The following is an 18,382-nucleotide window of genomic DNA, read 5'->3' as shown; positions in this document are numbered from 1 at the left end:
GCCGACACGCGGCGTTCGGTCATTGCAACGCGGAACGCTTGCACCTAGCGTCAAACATAGAAGTTACTTGACATAACGTTAACTCTCAACCTGAACGTTAACGTTTTTCGGGTAAAGGTTGAGGCCGGATTCCCGGCAGCCCCCGTACAGCACACAGATTCGAACAAGGGACACAGGACGTGGCAGCACCTCAGAATTACTTGGCCGTCATCAAGGTCGTCGGCATCGGCGGCGGCGGCGTGAACGCCGTCAACCGCATGATCGAGGTGGGACTCCGCGGCGTCGAGTTCATTGCCATCAACACCGATGCACAGGCGCTCCTCATGAGTGACGCCGACGTGAAGCTCGACGTCGGACGCGAACTCACGCGCGGCCTCGGTGCCGGCGCCGACCCGGAGGTCGGCCGCCGCGCCGCGGAGGACCACTCCGAGGAGATCGAGGAAGTCCTGCGCGGGGCGGACATGGTCTTCGTCACGGCAGGAGAGGGCGGCGGTACGGGTACCGGCGGCGCTCCCGTCGTCGCCCGCATCGCGCGTTCCCTCGGCGCCCTCACCATCGGCGTGGTCACGCGCCCGTTCACCTTCGAGGGACGCCGCCGCTCCAACCAGGCCGAGAGCGGCATCGACACCCTCCGCGAGGAGGTCGACACCCTCATCGTCATCCCGAACGACCGGCTGCTGTCCATCAGCGACCGCAACGTCTCGATGCTCGACGCCTTCCGCTCGGCGGACCAGGTGCTGCTCTCCGGTGTGCAGGGCATCACCGACCTCATCACCACCCCGGGCCTGATCAACCTCGACTTCGCCGACGTGAAGTCCGTGATGCAGGGCGCCGGCTCGGCGCTCATGGGTATCGGCTCCGCGCGCGGTGAGGACCGTGCCGTCAAGGCCGCGGAGCTCGCCATCGCGTCGCCGCTGCTCGAAGCATCCATCGACGGCGCCCACGGTGTCCTGCTCTCGATCCAGGGTGGCTCCGACCTCGGCCTCTTCGAGATCAACGAGGCCGCACGCCTCGTCCAGGAAGTCGCGCACCCGGAGGCGAACATCATTTTCGGTGCGGTCATCGACGACGCGCTCGGCGACGAAGCGCGCGTCACCGTCATCGCGGCCGGGTTCGACCAGGTCGACGCCACCTCGCAGCCCGTCGCGGCCGCTGCTCCTGCATCGAGGCCGGCCGTCGCGCCGAGTGTCGGCGGAGACCAGCACCGCATGGCCGGTGCAGCCACCGCCGGCCTCGGCGCCTGGTCGCAGCAGCGTGCGCAGAACATGCAGGCCGTGCCCGCGGACTCGGGCTTCGACGTGGACCTTCCCGCCATCGTGGAGCCCGACCTGTCCGCCGGGCGCTCGGACGACCTCGACGTGCCGGACTTCCTCAAGTAGTCCGGTCGTCCATGCAGGCAGCCGCAGGTCCCGGACACACGTCCCCGTTCTACTGGAACGAGGAGGTGCGTCTGGGACTCCGGGTGGCCTTCACCTCAACCGGTGCAGGCAACCTCGCCCTCCATGTGGGGAGCGACCCGGAGGGCGTCCGCGGCAACCGGAGCCGCCTCGAGGATGACATGGGGATCGCCGCGGGATCGCTGCGCTTCATGAGCCAGACCCACTCCGACAGGGTCGCCGTCGTGGACGGAACGGCGGATGTGCCCGACGCGGACGGCATGATCTCCCCGCGCGGGACCGAGCCGCTGGCGGTGCTCGTCGCCGACTGCGTGCCGATCGTCCTCGCGGACGCATCGCCCGCCGAGGGCGGTACCGGCGCGACGGCCGTGGTGCATGCAGGCCGGGCCGGTGTCGGCAACGGGATCATCGAGGGCGCCGTCCGCTCACTGCGGGGCCTGGGCGCGAGGGACCTGTCCGCCTGGATCGGTCCATCCGTCTGCGGCGCCTGCTACGAGGTCCCCGAGGACATGATGCGCGCCATGGCACGCACCCTCCCGGAGGCTGCAGCCAGGACGAGGGCCGGAACGCCGGCGCTCGACCTGCCCGCTGCGGTCCGGCGCCAGCTCGAGCAGTCCTCCGTCCGGGTCGAACCGGTCCAGGGCGCGTCCTGCACCCTGGAGAATCCCGCGCTCTACTCCCATCGCCGAGAACCGGGGGCCGGCCGTATCGCCGGCCTGGTGTGGCGGGCGTGACCGCGGACGGACGCATGCAGCGCGACGGTGCCCGGGCACGGGACCTCGAGGCCCGGCTCGCTGCGGTGCGGAAGCGGATCGCGACGGCGGCAGAGGCCGCGGGGCGGACGGCACCGGAGCTCATCGTGGTGACCAAGTACTTCCCGTCCTCCGACGTACGCATCCTCGCGGACCTCGGGGTCCGGGACGTCGGGGAGAACCGCGACCAGGAAGCCGCAGCGAAGGCGGCCGAACTGGACGACCTCGCACTGACCTGGCACTTCATCGGCCAGCTCCAGACCAACAAGGCGAAATCGGTCGTCCGCTATGCGCACAGCGTGCACTCGGTGGACCGCGCCACGCTGGTCGCGGCGCTGGGCAAGGCGGTCGCGGCGGAACAGGAACGGCGGGCGGGCGCCGGCCTCGGAGCCCGGGACGACCTCGAGTGCTTCCTCCAGTTCACGCTCGATGCCGCGGCGACCTCGGGCGGCCGGGGTGGAGCGCTTCCCGGGGAGGCCGGTGCACTGGCCGAGGGCGTCGCGGCCACCGCGGGCCTGCGGCTCGCCGGCGTGATGGCCGTGGCGCCGATCGGCACGCCCCCCGCGGCTGCGTTCGAGCGGCTGCTGCGCATCGCCGACTCGGTGAGGGCCGTCGACCCGTCCGCCACGGCCGTTTCGGCGGGTATGAGCGGGGACCTCGAGGAGGCCGTCGCGGCAGGGGCGACACACCTGCGGATTGGTTCTGATGTCCTCGGTCCGCGTCCGGCCGTGGGGTAGCGTCGAGGCTGTAACGGCGGCACGAAGGGTAGCCGGGTGCGGCATGCGGCACGCCCCCGGAGTCCACGATCCACTCTCTCTCAGAACAGGAGTCACCATGGCTGGCGCACTGCGCAAGACAATGATCTACCTTGGGCTCGCCGACGGTGACGAGCACTACGAGCCCGAAGCGAAAAGCGCGCACAGCAGGAACGAGGACTATTCAGTGGATTACGACCGCGACGAACGCCATCTCGAGCCGGCTCCTGCAGCCCGGGTAGCCCCCGCCGAGGAATACCGTGCCCCCGTCACGCCGATCAAGCGCGCGCCGTCGTCCCGCGAGGACTCCGCCGCCCTGCGCCAGATCACCACGATCCACCCCCGCTCCTACAACGACGCCAAGCTGATCGGCGAGAGCTTCCGCGACGGGATCCCGGTCATCATGAATGTCACCGACATGGGGGAGGCCGACGCGAAGCGTCTGGTGGACTTCTCCGCAGGGCTCGTGTTCGGTCTCCACGGCAGCATCGAGCGGGTCACCAATAAGGTGTTCCTGCTGTCGCCGTCGTATATTGAAGTCCTCGGCGAGGACCTGAAGGCCAGCGAAGCGCAGACCAGCTTCTTCAACCAGAGCTGAGCCCTGCGGCCGTCACGGTCGCGTCGACCCATCAAGGCCCGAAGGACTGGAACCGCTCTGTGAGTTTGGTATTTGCCCTGATCTACCTGGTACTGATGCTGTTCCAGCTCGCCCTGATCCTGCGAATCATCTACGACGCCGTCCAGGGGTTCGCGCGCGACTGGCGCCCGCAGAAGCTGGCCCTCGTGGTCGCATCGGGGGTCTACTCGGTCACCGATCCGCCGGTCAAGGGCCTTCGCCGGCTCATCCCGCCGCTGCGCATGGGCGGCGTGCAGCTCGACCTCGCCTTCCTTGTGCTCTTCATCCTGGTGCTGATCCTGATGTCCGTGTCGGCGGGTCTCGCAGCCTAGCGTCCTCGTCCGTTTCATGATGAAGTCCCAGAAGATATACGCTGAATTCGAGTTCGACGTGAGTCCAGCGGTTCATGTCCACAGTCCGGTACCGCAGCTCGGCCCCGCCAGCAGGCAGGCCGGCTCCTATCAGTATGAGGTGACCATATGGCTCTGACGCCAGAAGACGTTGTCAACAAGAGGTTCCAGCCGACGAAGTTCCGCGAGGGCTACGACCAGGACGAGGTGGATGACTTCCTCGACGAGATCGTCGTCGAGCTCCGCCGCCTGAACGCCGAGAACGAGGAACTGCGCAAGGCCGCGGGAGGCTCCTCGGACGTCTCGCCGGCGACCGCCGTACCGGCGCCGGTCGCCGCCAGCACGAAGACCGACGAGGTCCCCGCCGAGGACAACCTGCCGGAGGTCGCCGCCGACGTCGAAGCGCCCGCGCCGGCCCCCGCTCCCGCCGCACCCGCAGCGTCGACCGGTACTGCCGAGTCCGCCGCCGGAGTCCTCGCCATGGCCCAGCGCCTGCACGACGAGTACGTCACCGCCGGTCTCGAGCAGCGTGACAAGATCATCGCCGAGGCCCAGCTCGAGGCCAACGGCCTGGTCAACGACGCCCAGGACAAGAGCCGCACGATCCTCGGCGAGCTGGAGGACCAGAAGTCCATGCTCGAGAGCACTGTCGAGCAGCTGCGCGGGTTCGAGCGCGACTACCGCGCCCGCCTCAAGGCCTACATCGAAGGCCAGCTGCGCGATCTGGACGCCCGCGGGTCCCTCGCGACCGACGCGGCGGCTTCCTAGCAGGACGTCCCGCCCGGTTCCGGCCGGGCAGCAGGAGAAGGGCCGGTTGCCGGGGGCGCACACCCCGGGGACCGGCCCTTCCGCCGTTTCGGCCGCTCCCGCGGCACACCACCCAGTACCTACACCTTGGACAGATCGTGAACGAGCACCAGCCCGCCGAACCCGCACCCGAGCCGCAGACCGGATCGTCCGCCGTCCCGGACGCCCAGTCCCCGCATGCGAAGTCCCCGGAAGCCCTGTCACCGGACTCCGCGCCGAGCCCCGCGTTCCCGGACGCAGCCGGCCCGGGTTCCGCCTCCCCGTCACCTGCGAGCCCGGAACCTGCGAGCCCGGAACCTGTCTCCCCGAGCCCTGGCCCGGCGGTCGCCGGCGCGGCCCAGGGGCGGAGCCACGCCCGCCGGGTCCCCGCCCGGTACGGCGTCGTCATGCTCCTCTGCACGCTCGCCGCCTACGTGATCGATCAGCTCACCAAGGCCTGGGTGGTGTCGACGATGAGCGAGGGCCAGGTCATCCCCGTGCTCCCGACCCTGCTCAGCTGGCGCTTCATCCGGAATCCGGGAGCGGCCTTCTCGATCGGGACGGACTACACCTGGGTCTTCACGATCATCATGGTGGTCGTGGCCGTGGCCATCGCACTGCAGGTGCGGAACATCGCCTCCTGGGGCTGGTCGGTGGCGCTCGGCCTGGTCCTCGGCGGGGCGCTCGGCAACCTCACGGACCGGCTCCTGAGGGAGCCCTCCTTCGGCCAGGGCCACGTGGTGGACTTCATCGCGCTGCCGAACTTCGCCATCTTCAACATCGCGGACTCGGCCGTCGTGAGCGGAGTGGTGCTCATCTGCATCCTGACCCTGCGCGGCATCGGCATGGACGGCCGGCGCAGCTCAGACACGCAGGCGGCCGCGCGGGCGGCCGACGCGCCGGAGGGCAGGACCGGGGAGCGTGATGGCGATGGCCGATGAGCACCAGGAGGTCGTCGTCCCCGAGTCCGACGGCGGCAGCCGCGCCGATGCGGCCCTCGCACGCCTGCTCGGCGTCTCCCGCTCGGCGGTCGCTCAGTGGTGCGCCGACGGCAGGGTGCTGCGCGGCGGGGCCCGCCTCGCGAAGTCGGACCGCGTCGACGCCGGCGACCGCCTCGACGTGGACCTGCCCGATCCCGAGGACAAGCACCGCGTGATCCCCGAAGCCGTCGACGGCATGGGCATCCTGCTCGACGACGAGGACTTCGTCGTCGTGGACAAGCCGGTCGGCGTCGCCGCGCATCCGTCGCCGGGCTGGGTGGGGCCGACGGTCGTCGGCGCCCTCGCCGCCGCGGGATACCGGATCTCGACGTCGGGCGCGCCCGAGCGCGTCGGGATCGTGCACCGGCTCGACGTGGGGACCTCCGGCGCGATGGTGGTCGCCAAGACCGAGCCCGCCTACACCGCGCTGAAGCGTGCCTTCAAGGAGCGGACGGTCGACAAGGTGTACCACGCCGTCGTGCAGGGCCTGCCCGAGCCGCTGAAGGGGACCATCGATGCTCCCATCGGACGCCACCCCCACCACGAGTGGCGGTTCGCCGTCATGGAGGGAGGCCGGGACTCGGTGACCCACTACGAGGTGCTGGAGGCGTTCGGCCGTGCGAGCCTGGTGGAGGTGCACCTCGAGACCGGCCGCACACACCAGATCCGCGTGCACTTCTCGGCGCTCCGCCACCCCTGCGCCGGCGACCTCACCTACGGCGCGGACCCGCGCCTGGCAGCCGAACTGGGCCTCACGCGGCAATGGCTGCACGCCCACCGGCTCGGCTTCGCCCACCCCCGGACGGGCGAGCCGGTCTCGGTCACGAGCCCCTATCCCGTGGACCTGGCCTACGCCCTGACCGCACTGTCCAGAGGCCTCGTATGACACGCCGGGGCGACCTCGGAGGATAGTCCCGCGACGGTCCCCCGGGCGCCGGAGCACTAGACTTGTCCGGTGGCTACTCCTGCATCGACCGACTCGTTCGTCCATCTCCACAACCACACCGAGTACTCGATGCTCGACGGCGCGGCCCGCCTGACGGACCTGTTCAGCCACACCGAGGAACTCGGGATGAGCGCCCTCGCCACGACGGACCACGGGTTCGTCTTCGGTGCCTTCGACTTCTGGAGCAAGGCGAAGAGCGCCGGCATCAAGCCCATCATCGGCGTCGAGGCGTACCTGACGCCGGGGACCGCCCGGAACGACCGCACCCGCGTCCAGTGGGGCGGCGGCGGGCGCGACGACGTCTCCGGCGCCGGAGCGTACACGCACATGACGCTGTGGTCGGAGACCACCGAGGGCATGCACAACCTGTTCCGGATGTCCTCGCTGGCGTCCCTCGAGGGCTACCTCTACAAGCCCCGCATGGACCGCGACCTCCTCCAGACCTACGGCAAGGGCCTCATCGCGACCACGGGGTGCCCGTCCGGCGAGGTGCAGACGAAGCTCCGCCTCGGTCTGTACAACGAGGCAAAGCAGGCGGCCTCGGACTTCCGCGACATCTTCGGGGCCGAGAACTACTTCTGCGAGCTGATGGACCACGGGCTCGACATCGAGCGCAACGTCAAGGCGGACCTGATCAAGCTCGCCCGGGAGCTCGGCCTGCCGCTCGTCGCCACCAACGACCTGCACTACACCCATGCCGAGGACTCCAAGGCCCACGCGGCGCTGCTCTGCGTGCAGTCGGGATCCACCCTCGCCGATCCCAAGCGGTTCAAGTTCGACGCGGACGAGTTCTACCTCAAGTCGCCGGCCGAGATGCGGGCGATCTTCCGGGACTACCCCGACGCCTGCGACAACACGCTGCTCATCGCCGAGCGGTGCGACGTCGACTTCAACACCAAGGCCAACTACATGCCGCGGTTCCCGGTCCCCGAGGGCGAGAACGAGCAGTCCTGGTTCGTCAAGGAGGTCGAGACCGGGCTGCAGTACCGCTACCCGGCCGGCGTGCCCGACGACGTCCGCAAGCAGGCGGAGTTCGAGGTCGGCGTCATCACCCAGATGGGCTTCCCGGGGTACTTCCTCGTGGTGGCCGACTTCATCAACTGGGCCAAGAACAACGGCATCCGGGTGGGCCCGGGCCGAGGCTCCGGTGCGGGTTCCATGGTGGCGTACGCCATGCGCATCACCGACCTCGATCCGCTCAAGCACGGCCTCATCTTCGAGCGGTTCCTCAACCCGGAGCGCGTCTCCATGCCCGACTTCGACGTCGACTTCGATGATCGGCGCCGCTCCGAGGTCATCCGCTACGTGACGGAGAAGTACGGCGACGAGCGCGTGGCCATGATCGTCACGTACGGCACCATCAAGGCCAAGCAGGCCCTCAAGGACTCCTCCCGCGTCATGGGCTACCCGTTCTCCACCGGGGAGCGCCTCACCAAGGCGATGCCGCCGGACGTCATGGGCAAGGGCCTCGCCCTTGCGGACGTCCACAACAAGGACGCCAAGCGCTTCTCCGAGGCCGAGGAACTGCGGGAGCTCCTCAAGACCGACGCCGACTCCGCGAAGGTCTTCGAGACGGCCCTCGGCCTCGAGGGGCTGAAGCGCCAGTGGGGCGTGCACGCGGCGGGCGTCATCATGTCCTCCGACCCCCTGATCGACATCATCCCGATCATGCGCCGTGAGCAGGACGGCCAGATCATCACCCAGTTCGACTACCCCACGTGCGAGGGGCTCGGACTGATCAAGATGGACTTCCTCGGCCTGAGGAACCTGACGATCATCACGGACGCGGTCGAGAACATCACGGCGAACAAGGGCGTGGACCTCGTCCTCGAGGACCTCGAGCTCGATGACAAGGAGTCCTACGAGCTCCTGGCGCGCGGCGACACCCTCGGCGTCTTCCAGCTCGACGGCGGTCCCATGCGCTCGCTGCTGAAGCTCATGCGCCCCGACAACTTCGAGGACATCTCCGCCGTCCTGGCGCTGTACCGGCCGGGGCCCATGGGCGTGAACTCGCACACGAACTACGCCCTGCGCAAGAACGGGCTGCAGGACATCGAGCCGATCCACCCAGAACTCGAGGGACCGCTCGAGGAGATCCTCGGCGGGACGTACGGCCTCATCGTGTACCAGGAGCAGGTCATGTCGGCCGCGCAGAAGCTCGCGAACTTCACGCTCGGCCAGGCGGACATGCTCCGACGGGCCATGGGCAAGAAGAAAAAGTCCGAGCTGGACAAGCAGCAGGCGGACTTCTTCGCGGGCATGAAGGCCAACGGCTACTCCCAGGCGGCCATGGACAAACTGTGGACCGTGCTGGAGTCCTTCTCCGACTACGCGTTCAACAAGGCCCACACCGCGGCCTACGGGCTCGTGTCCTACTGGACCGCGTACCTCAAGGCGCACTACCCCGCCGAGTACATGGCGGCGCTGCTCACCAGCGTGGGCGACGACAAGGACAAGCTGGCCATCTACCTCAACGAGTGCCGCCGCATGGGCATCACGGTGCTGCCCCCCGACGTCAACGAGTCGAGCGTCAACTTCACCCCGGTCGGCAAGGACATCCGCTTCGGCATGGGCGCCATCCGCAACGTCGGCGCGAACGTCGTGGGAGCCATGGTGGGCGCACGGGAGGAGAAGGGCGCCTTCACGTCCTTCAGCGACTTCCTGCAGAAGGTACCCGCCGTCGTCTGCAACAAGCGCACCATCGAATCCCTCATCAAGGCCGGGGCCTTCGATTCGCTCCGGCACCCCCGCCGGGCCCTCGCGATGATCCACGAGGAGGCCGTGGACTCCGTGATCGTCCTCAAGCGCAACGAGGCGGCCAACCAGTTCGACCTTTTCAGCGCGTTCGACGACGGCCCGGACGCTGTCGGCGGTCTGTCCGTCGAGGTCCCCGACCTGCCGGAGTGGGACAAGAAGGACAAGCTGTCCTTCGAGCGGGACATGCTCGGGCTGTACGTCTCGGACCACCCGCTGCAGGGCCTCGAGGGGATCCTCAGCCAGCACGCGGACTCGTCCATCCCCTCGATCATCAGCGAGGAGGGGCCGGCGGACGGCGCGATCGTCACCATCGCCGGCATGATCACGTCCCTGCAGCGCAGGATCGCCAAGAACAGCGGCAACGCCTACGCGCGGGCCGAGGTCGAGGACCTCGCCGGATCCATGGAGGTCATGTTCTTCGGGCAGGTGTACGGGCCCATCTCGGCGGTCCTGGCGGAGGACCTGATCGTGGTGGTCCGCGGACGCCTGCAGCGCCGGGACGACGGCGCCGTGATGCTCAACGCGCAGGAACTCACGGTGCCGGACCTCAGCGAGGGACACTCCGGGCCCGTGGTGATCTCCATGCTGCAGCACAAGGCCACCGAGACCGCCGTGACCGCACTTGGTGACGTCCTGCGGACGCACCCCGGGACGAGCGAGGTGCTGATCCGCCTGAACGGATCCCGCACGGTCGAGGTGATGAAGCTCGGCGTCGACCTGCGGGTGAACCCGACGCCGGGTCTCTTCGGTGACCTCAAGGTGCTGCTCGGGCCCGCCTGCCTCGACGCCTGACGGGCGGATTCGGCGGGCCCGCTCACGCCGGGCTTCCCGCGGGCCGGCCCGGCGGGGTGGCCGCAGCGCCGGAGACGGAGGGGCCGGGAAACCGCCATCTCAGCTGGGTGCCGCGGAGGACACTCCCGGGACGACGCCCTTGGATGACGTCCTCAGGGGACGCCCTCAGGGGACGCCCTCAGATGACATAGTCGGTGGCGGTCGGCGTGCCGTAGCTGCCGCCGTGGTAGAGCAGGGGAGCGCCGTCCGGCCCGATGTTCCCCGCGATGACCTCGGCCACGACCACGGCGTTGTTCTCGAAGGACAGGCGCATGCTGATGCGGCCCACCAGCCAGCCGGCGACATCCCGGATGATGGGGACGCCCTCCGGTCCCGGCTCCCAGTGGTCACCGGTGAAGCGGTCCTTCGTCCGGGCGAAGCGGTTGGCGAGGCCCTCGTTCTCCGTGCTGAGCATGTGGACCCCCACGAAGTTGGTGTTCGCGACGGCGGGCCATGAGGACGACGTCCGGGCCATGTTGAACGAGAAGCGCGGCGGCTCGGCGGACAGCGAGGCGACCGAGGTGGCCGTGAAGCCGTAGGGGACGTCGTCGTACACCGCGGTGATGATGGCGACGCCTGCGGCATGACGGCGGAAGACCTCGCGGAAGGACTCCCCGTGAGGCTCGGACGGGGACTGCAGGCCTGTCGGTGCGGGGCTCGGGTTGTTCACGTGGTTCCTCCGGGATCGACGTCGGTGGACAACGCGGTTGCGGATGGCCGGTCCGATGCTGACGGCCCTCTACGCTGCCACCACCACACTAGGCGCGCACCCCGCGCCGGGCGCGGTTTGTTAATGTAGAAGTCATGCATGCACGCCAGGAGCCGGACACCGGATCAAGCACGTATCCACCTCCGGTCTACGCCGTGGCCGAGGACCGGAGGTCCGTGCCGCCCCTGGGCGTGGTCTGGTGGCTCGGATCCACGATCCTGCTCGGCGTCCTGGTCGGAGCGTCCTGGTGGCTCCTCGCGCCCACGGGACGCCTCTTCGGCGACCCCGTCTCCGCCGACCAGTGGCTGCTCCGCGACCTGACCCTCGCGGGCCTGGAACTGGTTGCCGGTATCGCCGTCGGGACGGTCGTCGCCCTCCGCCTCGGGCTGCCCGGGGTGGTGCCCCGGATCCTCGCCGCCGTCGGCGGATCGATCCTCGGTTCCCTCCTCGCTCTCGTAGTGGGCGAGGGCCTCGCCCACTACGTCGGCCCGCACGGGCGCGACGACGTACCCGGCTCCGCGTTCCTGCTGCAGTCCTACGGAGCGCTCGCCGTCTGGCCGGCCGTCGCCGCCGTCATCATCTTCGCCACCGCCCTTCTCGGTCTGTCGCGCCGGCGGAGCTGAGCGCTCCGCGGGCGGCGAGGCTGACCGGGCCGACCCCATAAATGTGCGCTCCCTGCCCTCCCGGTAGACTCTCAGGGTGAATCCAGCGCCCACCACCCCGACCGTCGGCTTCCGCACCATCGACCTGCGCGGGCGGACCCTGTCCCCGGGCGAGCTGAAGGGCGCCATGCCCCGGGCAGCCGCCAGCGCCTCCTCCTCCGAGGCGGCCGTCCAGGCCATCATCGACGACGTCCGGTCGCGTGGCCTCGACGCTCTGCGGGACTTCGCCCGGCGGTTCGACGGCGTCGAGCGGGAGCACCCCCGCGTGCCGGCCGGGATCATCGAAGCGGCTGTCGCCGGACTCGACGCCCCGGTGCGTGCGGCACTCGAGGAAGCGATCCGGCGCGCGCGTGTCTTCGCCCGGGCGCAGGTCCCGGACGACGTCGAGGTGGAGGTCGCCCCCGGAGCCCGCCTCACGCACAAGTGGATCGCGGTGGACCGCGTGGGGCTCTACGTCCCCGGCGGACTGGCGGTCTATCCGTCCTCCGTGGTGATGAACGTGGTGCCTGCGCAGGCCGCCGGCGTCGGCTCGATCGCCCTCGCATCGCCACCGCAGAAGGAGTTCGGCGGCTGGCCGCACCCGGTCATCCTCGCCGCGGCATCGATGCTCGGCATCACCGAGGTGTACGCGATGGGCGGGGCCCAGGCCATCGCGGCCCTCGCCTACGGCATCGAGGGGGAGGGCGACGGCTCCGGGCAGCACGCCATCGATCCGGTCAACGTCATCACCGGTCCGGGCAACGTCTTCGTCGCCACGGCCAAGCGCCTGGTCCGCGGGCGGGTCGGCATCGACTCGGAGGCGGGCACCACGGAGATCGCGGTCCTCGCGGATGCCACGGCCGACGCCGGCCTCGTCGCCGCCGACCTCGTGAGCCAGTCGGAGCACGATCCGCAGGCCGCGTCGGTCCTGGTGACGGACTCCGAGGACCTCGCGGCCGCCGTCGTCGAGGCCCTCCAGGGGCGCGCCGCCTCCACACGGCACGCCGACCGGGTCCGTACGGCTCTCTCGGGTCCCCAGTCGGGCGTGATCCTCGTCGACGACCTCGACCACGGCATCGCCGTATGCGATGCCTACGCCGCCGAGCACCTCGAGATCCAGACGGCGGACGCGCGGGCCGTGGCAGGACGGATCCGCAATGCGGGCGCCATCTTCGTGGGCAACTACAGCCCCGTCAGCCTGGGTGACTACTGCGCCGGATCGAACCACGTCCTGCCGACCAGCGGGACCGCGGCCTTCGCCTCGGGCCTGAACGTCACGACCTTCCTGCGTGCCGTCCAGCTCGTCGACTATGACCGCGAGGCGTTGCGCGAGGTGTCGTCCTCGATCGTCGCGCTGTCGCGTGCGGAGAACCTGCCCGCGCACGGCGAGGCGGTCACGGCCCGCTTCGACGACGCCCTCTGAGCCTCCTGGCGTACCTCAGGCACAATATCTGGTAATTACAGTGTTGTTGTTTCACCACATGTAGTCCTAAAATGAGCAGGACGATCGCTAGCGACGGGGAGGGGAGCCATGTACTGTCCGTACTGCCGCAACCCCGACTCCCGGGTCGTCGACAGCCGCCTCGCCGACGACGGGTCGGCCATCCGCCGCCGTCGCCTCTGCCCGCAGTGCGGCCGCCGCTTCAGCACCGTGGAGACCACGAGCCTGAGCGTCATCAAGCGCTCGGGCGCCGGTGAGCCGTTCAGCCGGATGAAGATCATCAACGGTGTCCGCAAGGCATGCCAGGGCCGGCCGGTGACCGAGGACGACCTCGCGCTCCTGGCGCAGGAGGTCGAGGAGAACGTCCGTGCCAGCGGCGTCGCCGAGATCGACGCACACGAGGTGGGACTCGCCATCCTCGGGCCGCTGCGCAAGCTGGACCAGATCGCGTACCTGCGCTTCGCCAGCGTCTACCAGGGCTTCGAATCACTCGAGGACTTCGAAGAGGCCATCCAGACCCTCCGCCAGCAGGCGAAGGACAACGAGCGCGTGCCCAGCGGGGCGCGGAGGCCGTTGACGGCGCACTAGCGCCCCAGAACCCCGGTGGTGGCTGCGGAGGGGAAGCCGACGCCACCACCGGCACCACGTTCGACGCAGAGGAGCCCGGTACGGCGTGCTGCCGTACCGGGCTCCTCTGTCAGTTCAGGGTCGCCTCAGCCCAGGTCGGGTGGGGTCAGGGCGAGGGCGCCGGCTGCCGTATGGCGCTTGGTGCCCAGGAGCAGCGCCGCCTGCAGGGCGCCGCCCACGATGCCGGCGTGGTTCTTCAGCTGTGCCGGGATGATCGGGGTGCGCAGTTGGAGGGACGGCAGGTACTCGCTGCTCCGCTTCGAGATGCCGCCGCCCACGATGAACAGCTCGGGCGAGAAGAGGAACTCGACGTGCGAGAAGTAGCGCTGGAGCCGCACGGCGTATTCGTCCCAGTCGATCCCGTCCCGCTCGCGAGCCACGGCTGATGCCTTCGTCTCGGCGTCGTACCCGTCGATCTCCAGGTGACCGAGTTCGGCGTTGGGGACCAGCCGCCCGTCGAAGATGAAGGCGGAGCCGATGCCCGTCCCGAGGGTGATGACCAGGACGGTCCCCATCTTGCCCTTGCCCGCGCCGTAGCGGACCTCCGCGAGCCCTGCCGCGTCGGCGTCGTTGATGACGTGGACGTCCCGTCCGAGGACCTTCGTGAAGAGGGCATCGACGTCGGTGTTGACCCAGCTCTTGTCGACGTTCGCCGCCGAGCGGGCGACGCCGTGCTGGATGATGGCCGGGAAGGTGACGCCGACGGGCACGTCGGCGGCGGGACCCTCCGGCCGCGAGGAGAGCTCGGCGACGATCTGGGCGACGACCTCGGCGACAGCCTCGGGCGTGGACGGCTTGGGTGTGGGGATGCGGTAGCGCTCCCCGACGATCACGCCCTTCTCGAGGTCGACGATGCCGCCCTTGATGCCCGTGCCGCCGATATCGACTCCGATCACCGTTGCGGGGAGCTTCTTCGATTTCTTCTTGTCGGTGTCCTTGGCCATGATTCTCCGTCGACGAGTGGTTGGGCGGCCGGCGCTAGCCGGAATGGGGGTGGTGCGGTGTGCGGGCAGGGTCCGCGGGGCGGCTGCGCTAGGGCAGGGTCAGGATCTCCGCGCCGCGGTCGGTGACGACGAGCGTGTGCTCGAACTGCGCCGTCCTCTTCCGGTCCTTCGTGACGACGGTCCAGTCGTCCGCCCACATGGTCCAGTCGATGGTCCCGAGCGTCAGCATCGGTTCGATGGTGAAGACCATGCCCGGCTCGATGACGCGGTTGTAGGCGGGGGCGGCGTCGTAGTGCGGGATGATCAGGCCCGTGTGGAACGCTTCTCCGACGCCGTGCCCGGTGAAGTCACGGACAACACCATAACCGAAGCGCTTCGCGTAGGACTCGATGGTGCGTCCTATGACGTTGATCTCGCGTCCGGGCGCGACGGCCCGGATCGCGCGGTTGAGGGACTCCTGCGTGCGCTCGACGAGGAGGCGGGACTCCTCGTCCACGTCGCCGATGCAGAAGGTGTAGTTGGTGTCCCCGTGCACGCCGTCCTTGTACGCGGTGATGTCGATGTTGAGGATGTCGCCGTCCCTGAGTTCCGTGGAGTCGGGGATGCCGTGGCAGATGACCTCGTTGAGGGATGAACACAGCGACTTCGGGAAGCCCCGGTACCCGAGGGTCGACGGGTAGGCGCCGTGGTCCAGGAGGAACTCGTGTCCGATGCGGTCCAGGGAGTCCGTGGTGACGCCGGGTTCCGCGTGCTTCCCGACCTCGACGATGGCCTGGGCGGCGATCCTGCCGGCGATGCGGATCTTCTCGATGGTCTCCGGCGTCTTGACCTCGGAGCCCGTGAACGGGACGGGCGCCTTGCGGCCCACGTATTCGGGGCGCGGGATGCCGGGGGGAACGGGGCGCTGGGGCGAGAGGGTGCCGGGGGTCAGGGTCCCAAGGGGAGCGGTGGGGGAGGACTGGGGCATACCCTTGATCCTATAGCGGGCTCGGGTCACCGGCTGAAAGGCGCGTGATCGCCGGATGACACGGCCGGATGCCACGGATCGAGGAGGTCGCCATGACGGAGTACTGGTTCAACGTTCGCACGCACGAGGTCGAAGAGGACCGGCAGTCGGACTGGTCCCAGCTGATCGGGCCGTATGCGACGCGGGCCGAAGCCGAGAAGGCCCTCGAGAAGGTCCAGCAGCGCAACGATGCCTGGGACAAGGACGACTAGGGATTATCGGCCCGGGCTCGCGCTCCGTCAGGTGGAGGGGCCCGGGTGTACAGGCCGGAGTACGGGCCGGGTGTACAGCTAGAAGGTGTGGTCTGGGCCGGGGAACGTGCCTGCACGCACGTCGTCGGCATAGGCGCGGGCCGCATCGGAGAGGACGCTCCGGACGTCGGCGTACTGCTTGACGAACTTCGCCTGCCGGCCGCCGCGCAGCCCGGCCATGTCCTGCCACACCAGCACCTGGCCCGTCGTGCCCGGGCCCGCGCCGATGCCGATCGTCGGGACGCGAACGGCCGCGTCGACCGCGTTCGCGGTCTCGGCGGGCACCATCTCCATCAGCACGCAGAATGCCCCTGCGTCGGCGAGCGCGACGGCGTCGTCGACGATGCGCTGGGACGCCTCCCCGCGGCCCTGCACGCGGTAGCCGCCGAGCGCGTGCTCGCTCTGCGGAGTGAACCCGATGTGGGCCATGACCGGGATGCCCGCGCGGACGAGGGCGCGGACGGTGTCCGCGTAGTCCGCGCCACCCTCCATCTTCACGGCGTGGACCAGCCCCTCCTTGAGCAGGCGCACGGAGGACTCGACGGCCTGCTGGGGCGATACTTCGTAGCTACCGAAAGGAAGGTCGGCCACGACGATGGCCCGCGTCGTCGCCCTGCTGACGGCACGGCTGAAGAGGATCATCTCGTCGAGCGTGATGGGCAGGGTCGTGGCGTGACCCAGGACGTTGTTGGCCGCCGAGTCACCGACCAGGAGGACCTCGATGCCGGCCTCGTCGAAGACCTGTGCCGCGTACTGGTCGTAGGCCGTCAGCATGGCGAAGTGCCTGCCCTGGTCCTTGGCCTGCTGCAGATGGTGGATCCGGATCCGGCCGGCCGGCATCGCGGGGGCGGCAGGAGAGGTCGCCTCCCGGGCCGGCGTCGTCGTGGCTGCTCCCTCTCCGTAGGGGGCTGGCAATTCCGCGGAAGTCATGCCATGAGACTACTGGACCCTCTGCCTGCGGTCCCCGGAGGCGGATCCTCCCCGGGGCCGGCCGTGGACGGTGCATAGTGTCCGCCAGGGATTTCCGGCGCGACGCAACGGGGTGGGCACGGTGCGCCTCATCAGCGCGCGGGTCAGTAGAGTGTTGACGGCAGGCGCACGCGCGCACGAGGCGCATCCGCGCCCCGGGAACGGTGCAGCCGGACGCGCACGACGTCGGGCATGGACAGCCCGCTGCCCGGACGGGGCGGCCTGGGCGACGAGTCAAGGAATGAGGGTGGTCATGGACCGGCAGCAGGAGTTCGTACTGCGAACGATCGAGGAGCGCGACGTCCGCTACGTGCGTCTGTGGTTCACCGACGTCGTCGGCTCGCTGAAGTCCGTCGCCCTGGCTCCTGCCGAGGTCGAAGGCGCCTTCGAGGAGGGCCTCGGGTTCGACGGATCATCCATCGAGGGACTCGCCCGGGTCTACGAATCGGACATGCTGGCCCAGCCCGATCCGACCACGTTCCAGATCCTGCCGTGGCGCGGTGACAAGGAACAGACGTCGCGGATGTTCTGCGACATCCTGACGCCGGACGGCCAGCCGTCCACCGCGGACCCGCGTGGCGTCCTCAAGAAGACCCTGGCGAAGGCTGCCGACATGGGCTTCACCTGCTACACCCACCCGGAGATCGAGTTCTACCTGCTGAAGTCGGCGGAGCTCGGCCCCGACGGCCAGCCCGTGCCCGTGGACTCGGCCGGCTACTTCGACCACGTTCCGGGCGGGGTGGCCCAGGACTTCCGCAGGACGGCGGTCGCGATGCTCGAGTCCGTGGGCATCTCGGTCGAGTTCAGCCACCACGAGGCCGGGCCGGGGCAGAACGAGATCGACCTGCGGTACGCGGATGCGCTCCAGACCGCGGACAACATCATGACGTTCCGGACCGTCATCAAGGAGGTCGCGCTCACCTCCGGCAGCTACGCGACCTTCATGCCCAAGCCCTTCTCCGAGCACCCGGGCTCGGGCATGCACACCCACTTCTCCCTGTTCGAGGGTGACACCAACGCCTTCTTCGAGGCGGGCGCCGAGTTCCAGCTGTCGAAGACCGCTCGCCAGTTCATCGCCGGCATCCTGCGGCACGCGCCCGAGTTCACGGCCGTGACCAACCAGTTCGTCAACTCGTTCAAGCGCCTGTGGGGCGGCGGCGAAGCGCCGAGTTACCTGTCCTGGGGCCACAACAACCGCTCGGCCCTGGTCCGCGTGCCGCTGTACAAGCCCAACAAGGGCCAGTCCGCGCGCATCGAGTACCGCGGCATCGACTCGGCGAGCAACCCCTACCTCGCCTACTCGGTGCTGCTGGGTGCCGGCCTCAAGGGCATCGAGGAGGGCTACGAGCTGCCGCCCGCCGCGGAGGACGACGTCTGGAGCCTGACCGCCGCGGAGCGCCGGGCGATGGGGCACGACCCGCTCCCGGCCAGCCTGCACGACGCCATCCGGGTGATGGAGGAATCGGAGCTCGTCGCGGACATCCTGGGGGAGCAGGTGTTCGAGAACTTCCTCCGCAACAAGCGCGCCGAGTGGCACGACTACCGCATCCAGGTGACGCCGTACGAGCTGCGCAGGAACCTCAACATCCTGTAGGCCTGCGTGCATCTCCGGCGCTTGGCTAGG

General features: G+C 69.3%; 18 protein-coding genes. 14 read left to right on the top strand and 4 right to left on the bottom strand.

Translation table 11 applies throughout. From position 1 onward, the window contains the following. The first annotated feature begins 179 nt into the window (after positions 1 to 179). The 9 genes from ftsZ to dnaE all read left to right on the top strand — a co-directional run bounded on the left by ftsZ (position 180) and on the right by dnaE (position 10,131). A complete protein-coding gene (ftsZ, locus tag P5G52_RS14370) occupies positions 180 to 1,379 on the top strand; it encodes a cell division protein FtsZ (RefSeq protein WP_087073693.1) in 1,200 nt (399 codons plus the stop codon). An 11-nt stretch (positions 1,380 to 1,390) separates the two neighbouring features. Continuing rightward, positions 1,391 to 2,131, top strand: coding sequence for a purine nucleoside phosphorylase YfiH/LACC1 family protein (locus tag P5G52_RS14365; RefSeq protein ID WP_301228466.1), 741 nt, complete (start codon positions 1,391 to 1,393; stop codon positions 2,129 to 2,131). Positions 2,132 to 2,145: 14 nt separating this feature from the next. Continuing rightward, positions 2,146 to 2,886, top strand: coding sequence for a YggS family pyridoxal phosphate-dependent enzyme (locus tag P5G52_RS14360; RefSeq protein WP_301228830.1), 741 nt, complete (start codon positions 2,146 to 2,148; stop codon positions 2,884 to 2,886). A 97-nt stretch (positions 2,887 to 2,983) separates the two neighbouring features. Next, positions 2,984 to 3,502, top strand: coding sequence for a cell division protein SepF (locus tag P5G52_RS14355; RefSeq protein ID WP_301228464.1), 519 nt, complete (start codon positions 2,984 to 2,986; stop codon positions 3,500 to 3,502). A 59-nt stretch (positions 3,503 to 3,561) separates the two neighbouring features. Then, positions 3,562 to 3,852 (top strand): YggT family protein, encoded by a 291-nt coding sequence (locus tag P5G52_RS14350; RefSeq protein WP_301228463.1) that lies wholly within the window; start codon positions 3,562 to 3,564, stop codon positions 3,850 to 3,852. A gap of 147 nt (positions 3,853 to 3,999) precedes the next feature. Beyond that, on the top strand, positions 4,000 to 4,638 hold the full coding sequence (locus P5G52_RS14345) for a DivIVA domain-containing protein (protein WP_301228461.1): 639 nt from the start codon (positions 4,000 to 4,002) through the stop codon (positions 4,636 to 4,638). Between the two features lie 137 nt (positions 4,639 to 4,775). Then, positions 4,776 to 5,597 (top strand): signal peptidase II, encoded by an 822-nt coding sequence (gene lspA / locus P5G52_RS18375; RefSeq protein ID WP_435868682.1) that lies wholly within the window; start codon positions 4,776 to 4,778, stop codon positions 5,595 to 5,597. Beyond that, complete coding sequence (locus tag P5G52_RS14335) at positions 5,581 to 6,522, top strand: RluA family pseudouridine synthase (RefSeq protein ID WP_435868681.1); 942 nt, start codon at positions 5,581 to 5,583, stop codon at positions 6,520 to 6,522. Before lspA ends, P5G52_RS14335 begins: the two co-directional genes overlap by 17 nt. 69 nt (positions 6,523 to 6,591) lie before the next feature. Beyond that, a complete protein-coding gene (gene dnaE / locus P5G52_RS14330; protein WP_301228459.1) occupies positions 6,592 to 10,131 on the top strand; it encodes a DNA polymerase III subunit alpha in 3,540 nt (1,179 codons plus the stop codon). A gap of 178 nt (positions 10,132 to 10,309) precedes the next feature. On the opposite strand, the gene P5G52_RS14325 is transcribed toward dnaE, so the two are convergent. After that, on the bottom strand, positions 10,310 to 10,840 hold the full coding sequence (locus tag P5G52_RS14325) for a flavin reductase family protein (RefSeq protein ID WP_301228457.1): 531 nt from the start codon (positions 10,838 to 10,840) through the stop codon (positions 10,310 to 10,312). 134 nt (positions 10,841 to 10,974) lie between these two features. Between P5G52_RS14325 and P5G52_RS14320 the strand changes: the two genes are divergently transcribed. The 3 genes from P5G52_RS14320 to nrdR all read left to right on the top strand — a co-directional run bounded on the left by P5G52_RS14320 (position 10,975) and on the right by nrdR (position 13,549). After that, complete coding sequence (locus tag P5G52_RS14320) at positions 10,975 to 11,502, top strand: hypothetical protein (protein ID WP_301228455.1); 528 nt, start codon at positions 10,975 to 10,977, stop codon at positions 11,500 to 11,502. A 76-nt stretch (positions 11,503 to 11,578) separates the two neighbouring features. Then, positions 11,579 to 12,943 carry a histidinol dehydrogenase gene (gene hisD / locus P5G52_RS14315; RefSeq protein WP_301228453.1) on the top strand — a complete coding sequence of 455 codons (1,365 nt, stop codon included), beginning with the start codon at positions 11,579 to 11,581 and terminating at the stop codon, positions 12,941 to 12,943. Between the two features lie 108 nt (positions 12,944 to 13,051). Then, a complete protein-coding gene (gene nrdR / locus P5G52_RS14310) occupies positions 13,052 to 13,549 on the top strand; it encodes a transcriptional regulator NrdR (protein WP_301228451.1) in 498 nt (165 codons plus the stop codon). 125 nt (positions 13,550 to 13,674) lie between these two features. On the opposite strand, the gene ppgK is transcribed toward nrdR, so the two are convergent. Together ppgK and map are read right to left on the bottom strand one after the other, a co-directional pair. Then, the gene (ppgK, locus tag P5G52_RS14305; protein WP_301228449.1) at positions 13,675 to 14,532 is read right to left on the bottom strand and encodes a polyphosphate--glucose phosphotransferase; all 858 of its coding nucleotides are present in this window, start codon (positions 14,530 to 14,532) and stop codon (positions 13,675 to 13,677) included. A gap of 88 nt (positions 14,533 to 14,620) precedes the next feature. After that, the gene (gene map / locus P5G52_RS14300; RefSeq protein WP_301228447.1) at positions 14,621 to 15,499 is read right to left on the bottom strand and encodes a type I methionyl aminopeptidase; all 879 of its coding nucleotides are present in this window, start codon (positions 15,497 to 15,499) and stop codon (positions 14,621 to 14,623) included. Between the two features lie 92 nt (positions 15,500 to 15,591). Between map and P5G52_RS14295 the strand changes: the two genes are divergently transcribed. Next, the gene (locus P5G52_RS14295) at positions 15,592 to 15,750 is read left to right on the top strand and encodes an SPOR domain-containing protein (RefSeq protein ID WP_301228824.1); all 159 of its coding nucleotides are present in this window, start codon (positions 15,592 to 15,594) and stop codon (positions 15,748 to 15,750) included. A gap of 78 nt (positions 15,751 to 15,828) precedes the next feature. Here the strand turns inward: P5G52_RS14295 and panB are convergent, their stop codons facing one another. Continuing rightward, entirely contained in the window at positions 15,829 to 16,719 is an 891-nt protein-coding gene (panB, locus tag P5G52_RS14290) for a 3-methyl-2-oxobutanoate hydroxymethyltransferase (RefSeq protein WP_301228445.1), read from the bottom strand. A gap of 292 nt (positions 16,720 to 17,011) precedes the next feature. Here panB and glnA point away from each other — a divergent pair, with 292 nt between their 5' ends. Beyond that, on the top strand, positions 17,012 to 18,352 hold the full coding sequence (gene glnA, locus P5G52_RS14285) for a type I glutamate--ammonia ligase (RefSeq protein WP_301228443.1): 1,341 nt from the start codon (positions 17,012 to 17,014) through the stop codon (positions 18,350 to 18,352). The last annotated feature ends 30 nt before the right edge of the window (positions 18,353 to 18,382 follow it).

Source organism: Arthrobacter burdickii (assembly GCF_030433645.1).
In the GTDB taxonomy this organism is placed as follows: domain Bacteria; phylum Actinomycetota; class Actinomycetes; order Actinomycetales; family Micrococcaceae; genus Arthrobacter_D; species Arthrobacter_D burdickii.
This window is presented reverse-complemented; position numbering and strand designations above follow the sequence as displayed.

What these genes read in the sequence shown, in the direction of transcription:
- P5G52_RS14345 (WP_301228461.1), top strand. Translation starts at nt 4,000, where the DNA reads ATGGCTCTGACGCCAGAAGACGTTGTCAACAAGAGGTTCCAGCCGACG.
- P5G52_RS14295 (WP_301228824.1), top strand. Translation starts at nt 15,592, where the DNA reads ATGACGGAGTACTGGTTCAACGTTCGCACGCACGAGGTCGAAGAGGAC.
- P5G52_RS14365 (WP_301228466.1), top strand. Translation starts at nt 1,391, where the DNA reads ATGCAGGCAGCCGCAGGTCCCGGACACACGTCCCCGTTCTACTGGAAC.
- ppgK (WP_301228449.1), bottom strand. Translation starts at nt 14,532, where the DNA reads ATGGCCAAGGACACCGACAAGAAGAAATCGAAGAAGCTCCCCGCAACG.
- map (WP_301228447.1), bottom strand. Translation starts at nt 15,499, where the DNA reads ATGCCCCAGTCCTCCCCCACCGCTCCCCTTGGGACCCTGACCCCCGGC.
- P5G52_RS14320 (WP_301228455.1), top strand. Translation starts at nt 10,975, where the DNA reads ATGCATGCACGCCAGGAGCCGGACACCGGATCAAGCACGTATCCACCT.
- panB (WP_301228445.1), bottom strand. Translation starts at nt 16,719, where the DNA reads ATGACTTCCGCGGAATTGCCAGCCCCCTACGGAGAGGGAGCAGCCACG.
- P5G52_RS14335 (WP_435868681.1), top strand. Translation starts at nt 5,581, where the DNA reads ATGGCGATGGCCGATGAGCACCAGGAGGTCGTCGTCCCCGAGTCCGAC.
- glnA (WP_301228443.1), top strand. Translation starts at nt 17,012, where the DNA reads ATGGACCGGCAGCAGGAGTTCGTACTGCGAACGATCGAGGAGCGCGAC.
- P5G52_RS14355 (WP_301228464.1), top strand. Translation starts at nt 2,984, where the DNA reads ATGGCTGGCGCACTGCGCAAGACAATGATCTACCTTGGGCTCGCCGAC.
- nrdR (WP_301228451.1), top strand. Translation starts at nt 13,052, where the DNA reads ATGTACTGTCCGTACTGCCGCAACCCCGACTCCCGGGTCGTCGACAGC.
- P5G52_RS14360 (WP_301228830.1), top strand. Translation starts at nt 2,146, where the DNA reads ATGCAGCGCGACGGTGCCCGGGCACGGGACCTCGAGGCCCGGCTCGCT.